A 16,508-nucleotide genomic window follows, 5' to 3' on the forward strand; every position below is an offset into this window, starting at 1 on the left:
GTCATTCATCTTCACGTCATCTCGGCCCGCGACCATGCGTCCTCCGACGACAGAGGATGCGCGCGAATGATCACGTGGAAAAGGAACGCCAGCGCGGCCGCCTTGAGCCTGGCGGCGCTGCTGGCCGGTTGTGGCGGCAACGAGGACGACAAAACGCCCGCCAGCCCCGCCCCGGCCGCCAGCCGGCCGATGGCACTGACCATCCTGCATATCAACGATCATCATTCCAACCTGGACAGCAAGAAGAAAGACCTGAAGCTGCTGGACGCGGCCGGCACGCGTGTCGCCGTCAACACCCAGGTGGGCGGCTTCGCGCGCGTGACGGCCGCCTTCGAAGCGCTCGCCGCGCAAGCGCCCAATGTGCTCAAGCTGCATGCCGGCGATGCCACCACCGGCACGCTCTATTTCAACCGCGCGGGCGAGCCCGGCGAGGCCGACGCCACCCTCATGAACACGGTCTGCTTCGACGCCATGACGCTCGGCAACCATGAGTTCGACAAGGGCGACAGCGGCCTGAAGCGCTTCATCGAGCTGCTGCATGCCGGAACCTGCCAGACGCCCCTGCTCAGCGCCAACGTCACCTTCGGCGCCAACTCGGCGTTGAACCCGGCGCGCGCGCCCGGCCTGGTCAGGCCATCTATCGTGCTGCAGCGCGATGGCCAGCCCATCGGCCTGGTCGGGCTGACCATCGCCAACAAGACGCAACAGTCGTCCAGTCCCGATCCCGGCACGCGCTTCTCCGACGAGACCGCCGCCGCGCAGCAACAGATCGACGCGCTGCGCGCGCAAGGCGTCAACAAGATCGTGGTGATGAGCCACATCGGCTACGACTACGACAAGCGGATCATCCCCAATCTGAGCGGCGTCGACGTGGTGGTGGGCGGCGATTCGCACACCCTGCTGGGCCCGGATGCGTTATCGGCCTACGGCGTCGGCACGCCCGCCGGCGCTTACCCCACCGAACTGCGCGACAAGGACGGCAAGCGCGTCTGCCTGGTCCAGGCCTGGGAGTACTCGCAGGTGGTCGGCGAACTCAAGGTCAGCTTCGACGCCAATGGCGATGTGACGGCCTGCGCCGGCACCCCGCACGTGCTGATCGGCGATACCTTCACAATCGCTGGCGCCGAGCCTTCCGCGCCCGATCTGGCCGCCATCCAGGCCGATGTGGCCGCCAGCGGTTTCCTGCGGGAACAGGCGCCGGACGCGCGGGCCATGGCGGTGCTGCAGCCGTTCAAGGCCAAGGTAGATGCCTTCAGCGCCAGCCTGGTGGCGACAGTGCCCCAGGAACTGTGCTCGCGGCGCGTACCCGGCGGCCCGGGCTCGCGCGACTATGGCCGTTCCAGCGTCGCCTGCAACACACTGGGCAACGTCAGCCTGCATGGCGGTGACATCCAGCAACTGGTGGCGCAGGCCTATCTCGACGTGGCCAATACCCGCTACGGCGGCGCCGACATCTCGCTGCAGAGCGGCGGCGGCGTGCGCGTGCCGCTGCTGGGCAATGTGACCGCCGCCAACGTGATCGAGGTGGTGCCCTTCGGCAATATGCTGTGGCGCCTGGAGATCACCGGCGCCGAAGTCAAGAGCATGCTGGAGGACGGCATGCAGGCGGTCTATGGGCCGGGGGGTTCCACCGGCCCCTACCCCTATGCCGGCGGGCTGCGTTGGGACGTGAATGCGGCCCTGGCCGAGGGCAACCGCGTCTCCAACATCGAGGTGTTCGACAACGCCGGCGGCGGTTGGCTGCCGCTCGACCCGGACCGCACGTACAAGCTGTTCGTCCTGAGCTTCAACGCCACCGGCGGCGACGGCTACAAGACGCTGGCCAGTGTGCCGGCGGCGCGGCGCCAGGACATCGGCGTGCTCGACGCCGATGTCCTGCAGGCCTACATCGACAAACAGGCCAAGGACCCCGTGTCCGGCCTGCCGGTGCTGAACCGGCTGCCGATCAGCCTGTACAGCACCAAGACGTACAGCGAGTGAGGGCGGGGCGGCGCGACGGCGGTTCAGCGCGCGCCGCGCAGGCGCATCAGGCTCAGGATCTCGAACAGGATCTGCGCGCCGGCGTGCGCCGTGTTGGCGGTGGCGTCGTACGACGGCGCCACCTCCACCAGGTCGCCGCCGACGATGTCCAGGCCCGCCAGCCCACGCAGCATGGCCTGGGCCTCGCGCACCGTCACGCCGCCGACCTCGGGCGTGCCGGTGCCGGGCGCGAAGGCCGGGTCCAGGCAATCGATGTCGAACGACACATAGACAGGCGTATCGCCGACCACGGCGCGCGCCCGGGCGACGATGGCCTCTACGCCCAGGCGCGGAATGTCCTCGGCGTGGATCACCGTCATACCCGATTCGTACGAGAACTCCCAAAGATATTCGGCCGAACCGCGAATGCCGATCTGGATGGTGCGGGTGGGATCGAGCACGCCTTCCAGCACCGCCTGGCGAAACGGCCCGCCATGGTGGAAGCGGCTGCCGTCGAATGGGCCGCCGGTGTCACAGTGCGCATCGAAGTGCACCAGCGCCACCGGTTGCCTGGCCCCCAGCGCGCGCAGAATCGGCAGCGTCACCGAATGATCGCCGCCGACCGTTAGCGGCGTGACGCCGGCCGCCACGATCTTTTCGTAGGCCGCATGGATATCGGCGTGCGACTGCTCCAGGCTGAAGCGGCTGCGCATCGGCACATCGCCAATGTCGGCCACGCGCAATTCGCGCACCGGCACGCACTTGAGCGCGTGGTTGTAGGGACCGACCCGCTCGATGGCGCGCAAGGCGCGCGGCCCGAAACGACAGCCGCTGCGATTGCTCGCGCCCAGGTCCATCGGCACCCCCAGCAGCGCCACCTGCAGATCCCCGAAATCCGGCCGCTGCCAATCGATCTGCCGCGCCGGCGCGTCCAACAGTGTCGGCATGCCGGCATAGGGCGCGCTGCGCGTGCCGCTGTCGTCGATGACATTAGCCGCCACCGCGCGAAAATGCGGGTCGTGGATGACGGCCTCGTTGGATCCACCGAACCGGGCGCGCAAGGCGGCCAGTTTTTCGGGCGTGAAACTCATGGAGCACTCCTGGAAGAGGTTGCGCCAGGGGCGGGCGCGGGCGCCTGCCCCATCAGGCTGATAACAATGAAACTGATGGCGCTGACGGCCAGGCTGGCGTAGATCGGCGTATTGGCCGCCAGCCCGTCGCGGATCATGCAACCGACCGCCGTGGCGCAGCCCAGCAACATGCTGGCGATCGCCGCCGCCGTGGTCGCGCGGCGCCACCAGATCGCGCCCAGAATCGGCACCAGCATGCCGCCCACCAGCAGGTTGTAGGCGCAGGTCAGCGCATCGAGCACGTCATCCACCGCCAGCGCGATGCCCAGCGTGACCAGACCGACCAGCAGCGTCATCAGCCGATGGCTGCGCACGTGCGCAAAGCCGCGCCCGCCGCGCAGGGCCGGCAGCAGGTCTTCGGCCAGCACAGTGGCCGAGGCCAGCATCGCCGCACTGGCGGTGGACATCATCGCCGCCAGCGCCGCCGCGATCACCAGGCCGCGGATGCCGGCCGGCAGTTCGGCCTGCACGATGGCGGCAAAGGCATTGTTGACGTTGTCGAGATCCGGCAGCAGCACCCTGGCGGTCATGCCGATCAATGCCCCCACCAGGCCGTAGACAATGCAGTACATGCCCGCGGCCGCGCCCGCCAGGCGCGCCACCCGCTCGCTGCGGGCGGTGAAGACCCGTTGCCAGATATCCTGGCCGATCAGGATGCCGAAGAAGTAGATCAGGAAGTAGGTAAGAATGGTGGGCCAGCCGATCGCGGTGGCCTCGAAACTGGTCGGCGGCAATTTCGCCACCAACTGGTCCCAGCCGCCGACCCGGTACAGACAGATCGGCAGCAGCACCGCCATCAGGCCGACGGTCTTGATCAGGAACTGCACGATATCGGTCAGGGTGAGCGACCACATGCCGCCCACGGCCGAATACACGACCACCACGCCGCCACCCACCAGGATCGCCAGCCAGAAGGGCATGTCGAACAACACCTGCATCACCGTGCCGGTCGCGATCACCGAGGTCGCCGCCAGCATCAGCGCGTAGGCCATCATCACGAGCGCGCTGACATGCCGCGTGCGCGCGCTGTAGCGGAACTCCAGGATCTGCGTCACGGTGTAAATGCGCAGCTTCAGCAGCGGCCTGGCCAGGCACACATTGAGCACGATGATGCCCAGGCCCAGCATGGCGCACAGCCAGAAACCCGAGATGCCATGCACATACCCCAGCCGCACCGTGCCGACGGTGCTGGCGCCGCCCAGCACCGTGGCGGCCATCGTGCCCATGTAGAAGGCCGGCCCCAGATTGCGGCCCGCCACCAGGAAATCCTCCTGCGTCCTGGCGCGGCGCATGCCGTACCAGCCCAGCAGCAGCATCGCGGCCAGATAGACCGCGACCACGGCTATGTCGACAAACATGTCCTTCCCCTTGTCCGTTCGCGTGCGGCACGCACGCGGATTGGCCACCGCCGCCAAAACAACTATTGCAATAGAAGTGAATCTGGAAAATCAGGCTTTCCAGACCTCGATCCGCCCGCCCTCCGGCGACGGCACCGCAGCCGGGTCGAATCGATAACACCGGTGGAATAATAGGAATCCGGACTTTTTCCATCCATGCTTAGTTCGGAAAATTCACATCGATATTCATCAATGTTCTTTCGGTATTAACCCTATGCTCTCGAACGTTTCCGACCTCGACCTGCGCCTGATCCGCGTCTTCCTCACCATCGTCGACGCCGGCGGCGTATCGGCCGCGCAGGCCCTGCTGGGCGTGGGCCAGTCCACCATCAGCAGCCAGCTCGCCACGCTCGAAACACGGCTCGGATTCACGCTGTGCGAGCGCGGTCGCGGCGGCTTTCGCCTGAGCGCCAGAGGGCAACGCTTCGACAAGCTGGCGCGGCGCGCGCTGGCCTCGCTGGACGACTTCAGCGCGCAGGCCCGCAACATGCACCGGCAATTGGTCGGCAATCTCACGCTGGGCCTGATCGGCAACGCCACCATGGCGCAGAACGCGCGCATCGGCCACGCCATCGAGAAATTCCGCCGGCGCGACGAGGCGGTGCGGCTGTCGGTGCTGATCCGCAGCCCGCGCGAACTCGAAGAACTGATCCTGAAGGACGAAATGCAGGTGGCCATCGGCTACTTCCTGCACCGCGTGCCGATGCTCGACTACACGCCGTTGTTCCAGGAGCGGCAGATCGCCTATTGCGGCGCCACCCATCCGCTGGCCGGCAGCGCCGGCCGCGTCACCGAGGCGGATCTCGCCGATGCCGACTGGACCTGGCGCTCCTATCCGCTGCCCGAGTCCTCGTTCGCCGGCCGCCCGCGCCGCATTACTTCGGAAGCCGACAACATGGAGGCCGCGCTGATCCTGATCCTGTCCGGCGCGCACCTGGGCTACCTGCCCGAACACTATGCGGCGCCGTATGTCGCGGCCGGCCTGCTGCACGCGCTCGACGCCGACACTTACCAGTACGATGTCGAGATCAGTATGGTGGCCAAGCGGCGCAGCCAGCTGAACGACATTGCCGCCGCCTTTCTCGAGGACATGCGCGCGGCCCTGGCGGCTGCGCCCGGCGCCGCGTCGTGATATACCTTTGCGGCGCGCCACCCCCCGTACCCGGGCCGCGCGCGCCGCATACAGGAGCCTCGCATGTCTACCACCGCCACGTTGACTTCCGCACCCGCCGCGCCGCGCCGCATGACCGTCCCGGCGTTTCGCGCCCGCAAGCGCGCCGAGCCGCTGGTCATGCTCACCGCCTACACCGCGCGCATGGCCGAACTGCTGGACCCGCACTGCGACGCGCTGCTGGTGGGCGATAGCCTGGCGCAGACTCTCTACGGCCTGCCGTCCACCGTGCCGGTCACGCTCGACATGATGATCGCGCACGGCGCCGCCGTGGTGCGCGGCGCGCGCCAGGCATTGGTCGTCGTGGACATGCCTTTCGGCAGCTATGAGGCCAGCCCCGAGCAGGCGTTTCACTCGGCCGCGCGCATCCTGAAGGAAACCGGCGCCAGCGCGGTCAAGCTGGAGGGCGGTCAGGCCATGGCGCCGGCCATTGCCTGCCTGACGGCGCGCGGCATTCCGGTGATGGCGCACATCGGCCTGACCCCGCAGGCGGTCAACCTCCTCGGCGGCTACGGCGCGCGCGGCCGTGGCCAGGCCGAATACGCCCGCATCGCCGCCGACGCCAGCGCGGTGGCCGACGCGGGCGCGTTCGCGGTGGTGATCGAAGGCGTGGTCGAGCCGCTGGCGCTGGCCGTTACCGAGGCCATTGCCTGCCCCACCATCGGCATCGGCGCCTCGGCCGGCTGTGACGGCCAGGTGCTGGTAGTGGACGACATGCTGGGCATGTTCGACCGCACCGCCCGCTTCGTCAAACGCTATGACAGCCTGGCCGAGCGCATCCAGGCCGCCGCCCGCGATTATGCGGCCGACGTGCGGTCCCGCCGCTTCCCGCAAGCGGAACACCTGTACGGCTGACACGCCCGGCGCGGTCCGGCCCGCGCGCGCATTTGTCGCTAGAATCAGGCCATGCCCGACTTTCGCGCCGTCCGCCAGCCATGAATCCGCCTCGCCATGACACCCCGCAGTTGCAGGACGCGATCGCCGACGCGATCAGCACCGCCACCCGCGGCGCCGGCCGCGTCAACATCCTGGTCGCCGGCAAGACCGGCGTCGGCAAGAGCACCCTCATCAACGCGGTGTTCCGCGGCGACCTGGCCAGGACCGGCGCCGGCAAGCCGGTCACGCAAACCACCCAGGAGTTCTCGCGTCCCGGCCACCCGCTGACCATCATCGATACCCGCGGGCTGGAGGTCGGCGACTACGCGCGCTCGCGCCAGCAACTGGCCGACCTGATCGGCGAGCGCGCCGCCGCGCAAGACCCGGACCGGCATTTGCACGTCGCCTGGCTCTGCCTCCAGGAAAGCAGCCACCGTGTCGAAGACGCCGAAATCGAATTGTGCGCGCTGCTGGCCGATGCCGGCATTCCGGTGATCGGCGTGCTCACCAAGGCGCGCAAGAACAGCCCGTTCCTGGAACAGGTCCGCGCGCTGCTGCCGCGCGCGCGGCAGGTGGTGGCGGTGCGCGCCCTGCCCGAGCACATCGAGGAGCTGGGCGCCGACCTGCCGCCCATGGGGCTGGACGCGCTGATCGAAGCCACCGCGCAGTACATCCCCGAATCGCAACAGCGCGCCTACGCCAACGCCCTATCGACCCGCAATCTCAAGGCCCTCGAAGTAAAAAAAAAGCGGGCTGAAATAGAGGTCAACGTCGCCGCCGGCCTGGCCGCATCGGCCGCCGCCGCGCCGATCCCGTTCTCGGACGCGGTAGCCCTGGTGCCGATCCAGGTCGGCATGATCGCCAAGATCGGCATCACCTTCGGCATGGAACTGAACACCACCGCCATCAGCACGCTGGTGACCTCGTCGCTGGGCGCGTCCGCGGCCACGCTGGTCGGCCGCTCGGTGGTGTCGGGCCTGCTCAAGTTCATTCCCGGTGCCGGCAGCGCGGTGGGCGGCACCATCGCCGCCACCACCGCCGGCGCCATCACCAAGCTGCTCGGCAACGCCTATATCGCCGTGCTGTACGACTTCTGCGAGAAACATCCGGGCCAGGATCTCGACATCCCGATGATCACGCAGGCGCTGAAACAGCGCATGGGACGCTAGGCGCGGCACACGCCTGCTGCTTGCGCCAGGTCCGTTGCCCGGCGCAAGGATCCGACTTAATGCGTCAAGATCGGCAAGAATGCGCCTTTTCGCGCCATGCCGGTAAATAATCACGGCGGCACGACGTAAAGGGAGTGCCGCGAATCCCGCAACGCCCGCCCAATCCAATGATCCTCGAAAATTCCGACGTCATGTACCGGCACCTCGTGCAAGGTGTCGTCGACTACGCAATCTACATGCTGAACCCCGACGGCACGGTCGCCAATTGGAACGCCGGCGCGCAGCGCGCCAAGGGCTATACGCGCGACGAAATCGTGGGACGGCACTTCTCCTGCTTCTACAGCCCGTCCGACCAGGCCGCCGGCCTTCCCGCGCGCGGCCTGGCCACTGCCCGCGAGCAAGGCCGCTTCGAGGCCGAAGGCTGGCGCATCCGCAAGGACGGCACGCCGTTCTGGGCCCATGTCGTGATCGATGCCATTCACGACGACGCCGGCGCCCTCATCGGCTACGCCAAGATCACCCGCGACTGCACCGAGCGGCGTGAACGTGAATTGCAGCTGCTGCAAGCCAAGGATCTGGCCGAACGCTACAACAGCGAGCTGACCTCGCTATCGAGTTTCCTGGAAGCGGTGGTCTCGCACATCCCCTCTTGCGTGCTGGTGCTGGACGCCGTGTCGCGCCGCATCCTGCTGGCCAACCGCCAGACCGAGGCCGCCTTCGGCGCGCGCCGCGAACAGATGCTAGGGCTGACCATGCAGCAGTGCCTGCCGCCCGCCGTGCATGAGTTCTTCGAGCGCCTGACCAACGACGCCCTGCGCTCGGATGGCGCGCTGCGCGAGGCGGGCCAGGAGGAAGTGATGACGGGGCGCGGACCGCGCACCCTGCGCAGCCGGACGCTGGTATTCCACAGCAACGATCCGCGCTCGCGTTACGTGCTGCTGATCGCCGATGACATCACCGACGAGAACGCCGCGCAGGCTCAGGTGCGCTACATGGCGCACCACGACACCCTGACCGGCATTCCCAACCGCCGGCTGTTCCGCGAGCGGCTGCTCAAGGCGCTGGCGCCCGATGGCCGCGAACGCAGCGCCGCGGTGCTGTGCCTGGACCTGGACAACTTCAAGAGCGTCAACGACACGCTGGGTCACTTGCACGGCGACGAACTGCTGCGCCAGCTGGCGCGGCGCCTGGCCAAGAATCTGCGCGAACAGGACACGCTGGCGCGCCTGGGCGGCGACGAATTCGCGGTCGTGCTGCCCGGCATCGAGAAAACCGACGACCTGCGCCAGATGGCGCAACGCCTGATCGACGCAGTGCGCGAGCCGTTCCAGGTCGACGGCCATACCGTGCCGGTCAGCGTCAGCATCGGCATCGCGCGCGCCACCGCGCAGGAGTCAGGCGCAGACCACCTGCTGCGCTACGCCGACATGGCGCTCTACGAAGCCAAGCGCAATGGCCGCAACTGCCTGGCGTTCTTCAAGCCCGAAATGGAAGCCGCCGCGCTCAAGCGCCACGAAATGGAGATGGACCTGCGCCAGGCGATCCTGTCGCACCAGTTGCAGCTGTACTACCAGCCCATCAAAGACACCAGCCACGTGCGCACGGTGGGCCGCGAAGCCCTGATGCGCTGGCAACATCCGGCCAAGGGCCTGATCATGCCCAACGACTTCATCCCGATCGCCGAGGAAACCGGGCTGATCCACGAGTTGGGCGCCTTCACCTTGCATGAGGCCTGTCGCGAGGCCATGACCTGGGACGCGCACGAAACCGTGGCGGTGAACCTGTCGGCCACGCAGTTCAACAACAGCGCGCTGGTGTCGCTGGTGGAGTCCGCCCTGGCCACCTCGGGCCTGGCGGCCAGCCGGCTGGAGCTGGAGATCACCGAATCGGTGCTGCTGGCCAACTCCGAGGCCAACCTGAACACACTGAACCGGCTCAAGCAACTCGGCGTGAAAGTGGCGCTGGACGACTTCGGCACCGGCTATTCGTCGCTGGGATACCTGCGCACCTTCGAGTTCGACAAGATCAAGATCGACAAGTCCTTCACCCAGGACGTCGAATCGAGCAAGGAAGCGCTGGCCATCATCCGCGCCATCAACGGTATCGGCCGCAGCCTGGACATCCCCACCACCGCCGAGGGCGTCGAAACACCGGCGCAGCTGGAACGGCTGACCCAGGAAGGCTGCTCGCACTTCCAGGGATACCTGCTGGGGCGGCCGGTATCGCACGAACCGCCACCGCAGCCATAGCGCCGCGGCGGTGGCGCGTCAGCCCCGCAGCAATGCCTGGCTGGCGCGGGCCGCGGCCTGGCGGGCGCGCACCCGTTCGAACAGGTTCTTCGGATCGGCCAGGTCCGGCGCCACTTCGATGCGCGTACCAGCACCATGCTTGAGCGCGCTGTCGCGCAGCCAGCGCAGGGCCGAGAAATCCTCCAGCGCGAAGCCGACCGAGTCGAACACGGTCACGTCGCGTGCGTCCTGGCGGCCGGCACGCTGGCCGGTCAGCACTTGCCACAGCTCGGTCACCGCGAAGTCGGCCGGCATCTGCTGCAGATCGCCTTCGATGCGTGTCTGCGGCTCGTATTCGACGAACACGGGGCCGGCGCGCAGCACATCGGCATGCAACTCGGTCTTGCCGGGACAGTCGCCGCCGACGGCATTGATGTGCATGCCGGGCTCGACCATGTCGGCCGTGAGGATGGTGGCGTAGGCCTTGTCGGCCGTCACCGTGGTCACGATGTCCACGTCCCGGACGGCGGCGGCGGTGCTGTCGAAACGTCGCAGGCGCAGGCCCGGCACATCGGCCAGGTTGCGCGCCAGCTTGTCGCTGGCGGCCGGATCGACATCATGCAGGTGCAGCGTGTCGATGCCGAGGATGTGATGGAACGCCAGCGCCTGGAATTCGCTCTGCGCGCCATTGCCGATCAGCGCCATGCTGCGCGCCCCCGGCCGGGCCAGGGCGCGCGCGGCCAGCGCCGAGGTGGCGGCGGTGCGCAGCGCGGTGGTCAGGGTCATTTCACTGATCAGCAAAGGCTCGCCAGTGCTGACCTGCGCCAGGGCGCCAAAGGCCATCACGGTGCTCAGGCCGGCCGCCGGATTGCCGGGATGGCCATTGACGTACTTGAAACTGTAGAGATCATGATCGGCGATGGGCATCAACTCGATCACGCCGCTGGCCGAATGGCTGGCCACGCGCGCGCTTTTGTCGAACTCCGGCCAGCGCAGGAAGTCGGCCAGCAGGTAATCCAGCAGATCCTCGAACACCTTGCGCGGTCCCTGCGCGGCCACGATTTTCGCAACATCGGTGGTGGTGAGCAGTGTCGTCATTGTTTTCCCCTGATGGTCCTGATACGGAAATTCTGTCCGATGCCCAGGTCAATGCCTAGCGCCCACTTTCCACACGAAATGCGAGGAATCTGCCATTCTGGCAACGGCCGCTGCCACTTGTCGCAAACCGGCGCCATCGCCCTGGAGCGGCCCTCAGGCCTGGCGCGCGTCGGCGCGCAACTCCGATGGCAGGTGTTCGCGCATGGTCTCGATGAAGCGCCGCAGGCGCGCCGGCTGCAGCCGCGACGGCGCATAGACCAGGTACACCGGCAGCGGCGCGGCGCGCCATTGCGGCGCCAACTGCACCAACTGGCCTGTGGCCAGTTCCTCGCGTAGCGCCCAGGCCGATGCGATGCCCACGCCCAGGCCCAGCAAGGCTGCCTTGCGCAGCGCGTACAGGCCGTCGGTCGACAGGCGCGGCTGGATCTCGAAGCTCGCGACCTCGCCGGTATCCACGTGGGTCAGGCTGACCTGGTCGCGATAGAACGTGCGCAGCGCCAGCCAGGGCAGGCCGGCCAGTTCGGACGGATGCGCGGGAACCGGACCGCCGCCCAACAGCGACGGCGCCGCCATGACGCTGCGCGGCACCTCGCCCAGCTTGACCGCCACCACCGAGGGGTCCTCCACAGGACCGACCTTGATGGCGCAATCGATGTTTTCGGCAATGAAATCCGGCAACCGGTCATGCAGCAGCCATTCGACATGCATGCGCGGGTACTGGCGCAGGTACTGCGCCAGCGCGTCCATGAATTGATTCTGGCCGAACGCGTGCGGCGCCACCACGCGCAACGTACCCGCCAGCGCCTCGCCGGCCCCGCGCACATCGCTCTCGAACGACTGCCAGGAGGCCAGCAGTTCCTTGGCGCGCTCGTAGCAGCGCTGGCCGTCCTCGGTCAGGCCGATGGCGTGGGTCGAACGCTGCAGCAAGCGCACCGCCAGCGAACGTTCGAGCTGTTGCAGGCGGCGGCTGACCGTGGGCTGCGTGGCCCCCAATTGCGCCGCGGCGGCCGACAGGCTGCCGGCCTCCACGATGCGCACGAAGGTCTCGATCAACAATATGCGGTCGGAGCCGGTCGGGGCGGCCAGGGCGGGGATGGTCATACGTCTATCGTATAACGGATCTACCCGACGGACGGCTACTCAGGGCCCGCCCATGCGCGCAGAATCTGCGCCGTACCCACCTCGCGGTGCTTTTCCGAACGGATTCCGACTATGCCCTCCGATACCCGGGCGCACGACGCGCCCCCCACCCAAGAGCTCTCCGCCGGCCTGGTGCTGCTGCTGGCGATCGGCGCCGGCCTGGCGGTCGCGTCGCTGTACTACAACCAGCCCATGCTCGGCATCCTTGGCGCGGACCTGCGCGCCAGCCCCGCCGCGCTCGGCTGGATTCCCACGCTGACCCAGCTTGGTTATGCGTTCGGCATATTGACGCTGGCCCCGCTGGGCGACCGCTACGACCGCAAGCGCATTGTCCTGATCAAGGCCGCGGCGCTCAGCGCAGCCCTGCTGCTGGCCGCCCTCGCGCCCGCGATCGGCGTGCTGCTGGCCGCCAGTTTCGCCATCGGCCTGTCCGCCACCCTGGCCCAGGACATCGTGCCGGCCGCCGCCACGCTGGCGCCCCCGGCGCACCGCGGCCGCATCGTCGGCACGGTGATGACCGGCCTGCTGCTGGGCATTCTGCTGTCGCGCGTCATCAGCGGCGTGGTGGCCGAACAGCTCGGCTGGCGCACCATGTTCCTGGTCGCGGCGGTGTCCATCCTGGCGCTGGGCGCGGCCCTGTGGCGCGGCCTGCCAGCCTTCGCGCCAACCACCCGGCTGCCCTACCGCGAATTGCTGGCCTCGCTGCCGCGGCTGTGGCGCCAGCATGGCGAACTGCGCCGCGCCGCCACGGCACAAGGCCTGCTGTCGCTGGGTTTCAGCGCCTTCTGGTCGACGTTGGCGGTGATGCTGCACGAAGCGCCATTCCATCTCGGCGCCGCCGCCGCCGGCGCCTTTGGCCTGGCGGGCGCGGCGGGAGCGCTGGCCGCGCCACTGGCCGGACGCTATGCCGACCGGCGCGGCCCGCACGCCGTCAGCCGCCTGGGCGCCGCGCTCACGACCGTGTCGTTCGCCGCCATGGCGCTGCTGCCGCTGCTGTCCGCCCAATCCGGCCTGTGGCTGATCGCGGCCAGCGCCATCGGCTTCGACCTGGGCATTCAGGTGGCGCTGATCGCGCACCAGAGCATCGTCTACGGCATCGACCCGGCCGCCCGCAGCCGCCTCAACGCCGTGCTGATGGTCAGCGTCTTCATCGGTATGGCCGCGGGCGGAGCGCTGGGCAGCCTGGCGCTGGCGCACTGGGGCTGGATCGGCGTGACACTGGTGGCCACGGCGGCAGCCGGCGGGGCGTTGCTGTTGCGTCTCTGGCCGGCTGCGGGCGAACGCCGCGCCCGGGCGGGCTGCGCGGCCTGACCGGCGGCGGCATGGCGGCGCCGGCCCGGGGGAATCCCCGGCCCCTGCGGCGGGCCGGACCTCAAACGCCAATGTTCTCCGGCATAGGCCCCCCGGTGCGCCCGGCGGGAACGAGGGCCGGAACCCCCGGGAAAACATGGGTGGAAATCCCTCGGATCTGATTTATGCTTTCAATGAGCATAAATCAGCTCTTTTTTTCCCCAAAAAATGCTCAATATGAGCATTTAAAGCGCCCAAGGAGTCCATCATGACCGCCGCCCCCCTGCGCACCGTCGCCTTCGACCTGCCCACTGCCAGCCATCCCGGCGCCGTCGGCCAGGCTTGGGCCCGCGTGCCTGCGCCCCTGTCGACCGCCGGACGCGCCGAGGCGGCGCAACGCATCCGCGCGCTGCTGGCGCGCGAAAACGCAGTGCTGGTGGCGCATTACTACGTCGACGGCGACGTCCAGGAACTGGCCGAAGCCACTGGCGGCTGTGTCGGTGATTCGCTGGAGATGGCGCGCTTCGGCCGCGACCACCCGGCCGCGACCCTGGTGGTGGCCGGCGTGCGCTTCATGGGAGAGACCGCCAAGATCCTCAGCCCCGCCAAGCGCGTGCTGATGCCGGACCTCGACGCCAGTTGTTCGCTCGATCTGGGCTGCCCCGCCCCGGCCTTCGCCGACTGGTGCGATGCCCACCCGGATCGCACCGTGGTGGTCTACGCCAACACCAGCGCCGCCGTGAAAGCGCGTGCCGACTGGGTCGTGACCTCGTCGGTCGCGCTCGATCTGGTCGCCGACCTGCATGCGCGCGGCGAAAAGATCCTCTGGGCCCCCGACCGCCATCTGGGCCGCTATGTGCAGGCCCAGACCGGCGCCGACATGCTGCTGTGGCAGGGCGCCTGCCTGGTGCACGACGAGTTCAAGGGTACCGAGCTGGAACTGATGCGGGCCGCCTATCCCGACGCGCGCGTGCTGGCCCACCCCGAGTCGCCATCGTCCGTCCTGGCGCAGGCCGACGTGGTCGGCTCCACCACCCAGCTGATCGAAGCCGCCCGCCACCTGGACGCGCCGCGCCTGATCGTCGCCACTGACCAGGGCATCCTGCACAAGATGCGCCAGCGGGCGCCCGGCAAGACGTTCCTGGCGGCCCCCACCGCCGGCGACAGCGCCACCTGCAAAAGCTGCGCCCACTGTCCCTGGATGGCGATGAACGGATTGGCCGGCCTGGCTCACACGCTCGAACACGGCGCCAACGAAATCCTGCTGGACCCGGCCTTGGCGCGCCGCGCCAAGGCGCCGATCGACCGCATGCTGGACTTCGCCGACACGCGCAAGCGTCCGGTACGCGCCAGCGGCGACCTGGCGCGCGACGGCGCGCTGTTCCAGCGGGTCGGGCCGGCCTGATGCCGCACCCCGGAGCCTCCGCCATGGCATTCGACGTCATCATCATCGGCAGCGGCTTGGCCGGCCTGGCCGCTGCGCTGGAATTGGCGCCGCACCGGCGCGTGGCCCTGGTCAGCAAGGGCGCGCTGCGCTCCGGCGCCAGCCAGCATGCGCAGGGCGGTATCGCCGCGCCACTGGGTCCGGGCGACAGCGTGGCCGCGCACCTGCGCGATACCCTGGAGGCCGGCGCCGGCCTGTGCGACGCGAACGCCGCGCGCGCCATCATCGACCAGGCCTGCGCGGCCATCGGCTGGCTGCAGGCCCAGGGAGTGGCCTTCTCGACCGAGGGTGCGCACCTGCACCTGACGCGCGAAGGCGGCCATGGCCAACGCCGCATCGCCCATGCCGCCGATGCCACCGGCCGCGCCATCATCGCCGCGCTCGTGGCGCGGGTCGAGCAGCAGCCCGCGATCACCGTACTGGCGCGGCACTGCGCCATCGACCTGCTGCTGTCCGGCGCGCCCGGCAGCCGCTGCCACGGCGTGCGCCTGCTGGATCTGGACCGAGGCCTGCGCCGCGATATCGCCGCCGCGCAAGTCGTGATCGCCACCGGCGGCGCCGGCCAGGTCTACGCCAGCACCACCGCACCGCCCAGCGCCACCGGCGACGGCATTGCCATCGCCGCGCGCGCCGGCGCCCGGGTCGCCAACCTGGCGTTCACGCAATTCCACCCCACCGGCCTGCACCACCCGCGCGCCGACGGCTTCCTGATCTCGGAGGCCGTGCGCGGCGAAGGCGGAAGACTGTGCCTGCCCGACGGCAGCCGCTTCATGCCCGCCCACGATCCGCGCGCGGAGCTGGCGCCGCGCGACATCGTGGCGCGCGCCATCCATGCCGAGATGCAGCGCCACGCGCTCGACTGCGTCCATCTGGACATCCGCCACCAGCCCCGCGATTTCCTGCTGGCGCACTTTCCTCTGATCCACGGACGCTGCCTGGCCCTGGGCCTGGACATCGCGACCACGCCCATCCCCGTGGCGCCGACCGCCCACTACACCTGTGGCGGCATCGCCACCGACACCGACGGCCGCAGCAGCGTGCCCGGCCTGTATGCCGTGGGCGAAGCCGCCTGCACCGGCCTGCACGGCGCCAACCGGCTGGCCAGCAATTCGCTACTGGAATGTGTCGTCACCGGGCGCGCCGCGGCGCGCGATATCCTGGCCAGCCCCCTCGCCACGCCATCCGGCGCCGCCATGGCGACCGCCGTGGCGCCGGCCCATGCCGCGCCGGCCGACGCCGCGGCCATGGCCGCTTGCGTGGCGCGGCAGCGTCAGGCGCTGCGGGCCTCGATGAGCCGCGATGCGGGTATCGTGCGCAGTGATGCCTCGTTGCGGCGCGCCGCCGACCACATCCGCGCATTGCGGCGCGCGCTTGAAGCGCACGACCCTGCTGACGACGGCCTGGCGCTGCTGGAACTGCGCAATCTGGCCCTGGTCGCCGACCTGATCGTGGGCGACGCCCAGGCACGCCGTGAGAGCCGTGGCGCGCATTTCAACCAGGACTGGCCGGACCGCGCGGAAGCGGCCACTGGCCAGGCCGCGCCCCCTTGAACCGCCGACGGGCCCGGACCGGACCGATCACGACGGCGGAAACGAAGTCCGGACGC

Annotated in this window: 12 protein-coding genes; 8 read left to right on the top strand and 4 right to left on the bottom strand. The window is 69.0% G+C overall.

What is annotated here, in order from left to right:
- Positions 1-66: 66 nt before the first annotated feature.
- Complete coding sequence (locus tag K2W61_RS07155; RefSeq protein ID WP_236755315.1) at positions 67-1,980, top strand: bifunctional metallophosphatase/5'-nucleotidase; 1,914 nt, start codon at positions 67-69, stop codon at positions 1,978-1,980.
- 23 nt (positions 1,981-2,003) lie between these two features.
- On the opposite strand, the gene speB is transcribed toward K2W61_RS07155, so the two are convergent.
- Together speB and K2W61_RS07165 are read right to left on the bottom strand one after the other, a co-directional pair.
- Positions 2,004-3,050: an agmatinase gene (speB, locus tag K2W61_RS07160; RefSeq protein WP_236755316.1), complete on the bottom strand. Its 1,047-nt coding sequence runs from the start codon at positions 3,048-3,050 to the stop codon at positions 2,004-2,006.
- A complete protein-coding gene (locus K2W61_RS07165) occupies positions 3,047-4,447 on the bottom strand; it encodes a sodium:solute symporter family protein (RefSeq protein WP_175133317.1) in 1,401 nt (466 codons plus the stop codon). The genes speB and K2W61_RS07165 overlap by 4 nt, the downstream gene beginning before the upstream one ends.
- A 253-nt stretch (positions 4,448-4,700) precedes the next feature.
- Between K2W61_RS07165 and K2W61_RS07170 the strand changes: the two genes are divergently transcribed.
- From K2W61_RS07170 to K2W61_RS07185, 4 genes are all read left to right on the top strand, one after another.
- On the top strand, positions 4,701-5,618 hold the full coding sequence (locus K2W61_RS07170) for a LysR family transcriptional regulator (RefSeq protein WP_236755317.1): 918 nt from the start codon (positions 4,701-4,703) through the stop codon (positions 5,616-5,618).
- Between the two features lie 63 nt (positions 5,619-5,681).
- Entirely contained in the window at positions 5,682-6,512 is an 831-nt protein-coding gene (gene panB, locus K2W61_RS07175; protein ID WP_419761592.1) for a 3-methyl-2-oxobutanoate hydroxymethyltransferase, read from the top strand.
- An 80-nt stretch (positions 6,513-6,592) separates the two neighbouring features.
- Positions 6,593-7,702, top strand: a complete 1,110-nt coding sequence (locus K2W61_RS07180; RefSeq protein WP_236755318.1) for a YcjF family protein — start codon at positions 6,593-6,595, stop codon at positions 7,700-7,702.
- A gap of 167 nt (positions 7,703-7,869) precedes the next feature.
- Entirely contained in the window at positions 7,870-9,951 is a 2,082-nt protein-coding gene (locus K2W61_RS07185; RefSeq protein WP_175133321.1) for a putative bifunctional diguanylate cyclase/phosphodiesterase, read from the top strand.
- Between the two features lie 18 nt (positions 9,952-9,969).
- Here the strand turns inward: K2W61_RS07185 and K2W61_RS07190 are convergent, their stop codons facing one another.
- Positions 9,970-11,028, bottom strand: coding sequence for an ornithine cyclodeaminase (locus K2W61_RS07190; protein ID WP_236755319.1), 1,059 nt, complete (start codon positions 11,026-11,028; stop codon positions 9,970-9,972).
- A gap of 153 nt (positions 11,029-11,181) precedes the next feature.
- A complete protein-coding gene (locus K2W61_RS07195; protein WP_236755320.1) occupies positions 11,182-12,129 on the bottom strand; it encodes a LysR family transcriptional regulator in 948 nt (315 codons plus the stop codon).
- A 111-nt stretch (positions 12,130-12,240) separates the two neighbouring features.
- On the opposite strand from K2W61_RS07195, the gene K2W61_RS07200 reads away from it, so the two are divergent.
- The 3 genes from K2W61_RS07200 (at position 12,241) to nadB (ending at position 16,452) form a co-directional block, all read left to right on the top strand.
- A complete protein-coding gene (locus K2W61_RS07200) occupies positions 12,241-13,479 on the top strand; it encodes an MFS transporter (protein ID WP_236755323.1) in 1,239 nt (412 codons plus the stop codon).
- 247 nt (positions 13,480-13,726) lie between these two features.
- Positions 13,727-14,863, top strand: a complete 1,137-nt coding sequence (nadA, locus tag K2W61_RS07205) for a quinolinate synthase NadA (RefSeq protein ID WP_236755325.1) — start codon at positions 13,727-13,729, stop codon at positions 14,861-14,863.
- A gap of 23 nt (positions 14,864-14,886) precedes the next feature.
- The gene (gene nadB / locus K2W61_RS07210; protein WP_236755327.1) at positions 14,887-16,452 is read left to right on the top strand and encodes an L-aspartate oxidase; all 1,566 of its coding nucleotides are present in this window, start codon (positions 14,887-14,889) and stop codon (positions 16,450-16,452) included.
- Positions 16,453-16,508 lie beyond the last annotated feature (56 nt).

It is taken from the genome of Achromobacter pulmonis (assembly GCF_021733725.1).
In the GTDB taxonomy this organism is placed as follows: Bacteria; Pseudomonadota; Gammaproteobacteria; order Burkholderiales; family Burkholderiaceae_B; genus Achromobacter; species Achromobacter pulmonis.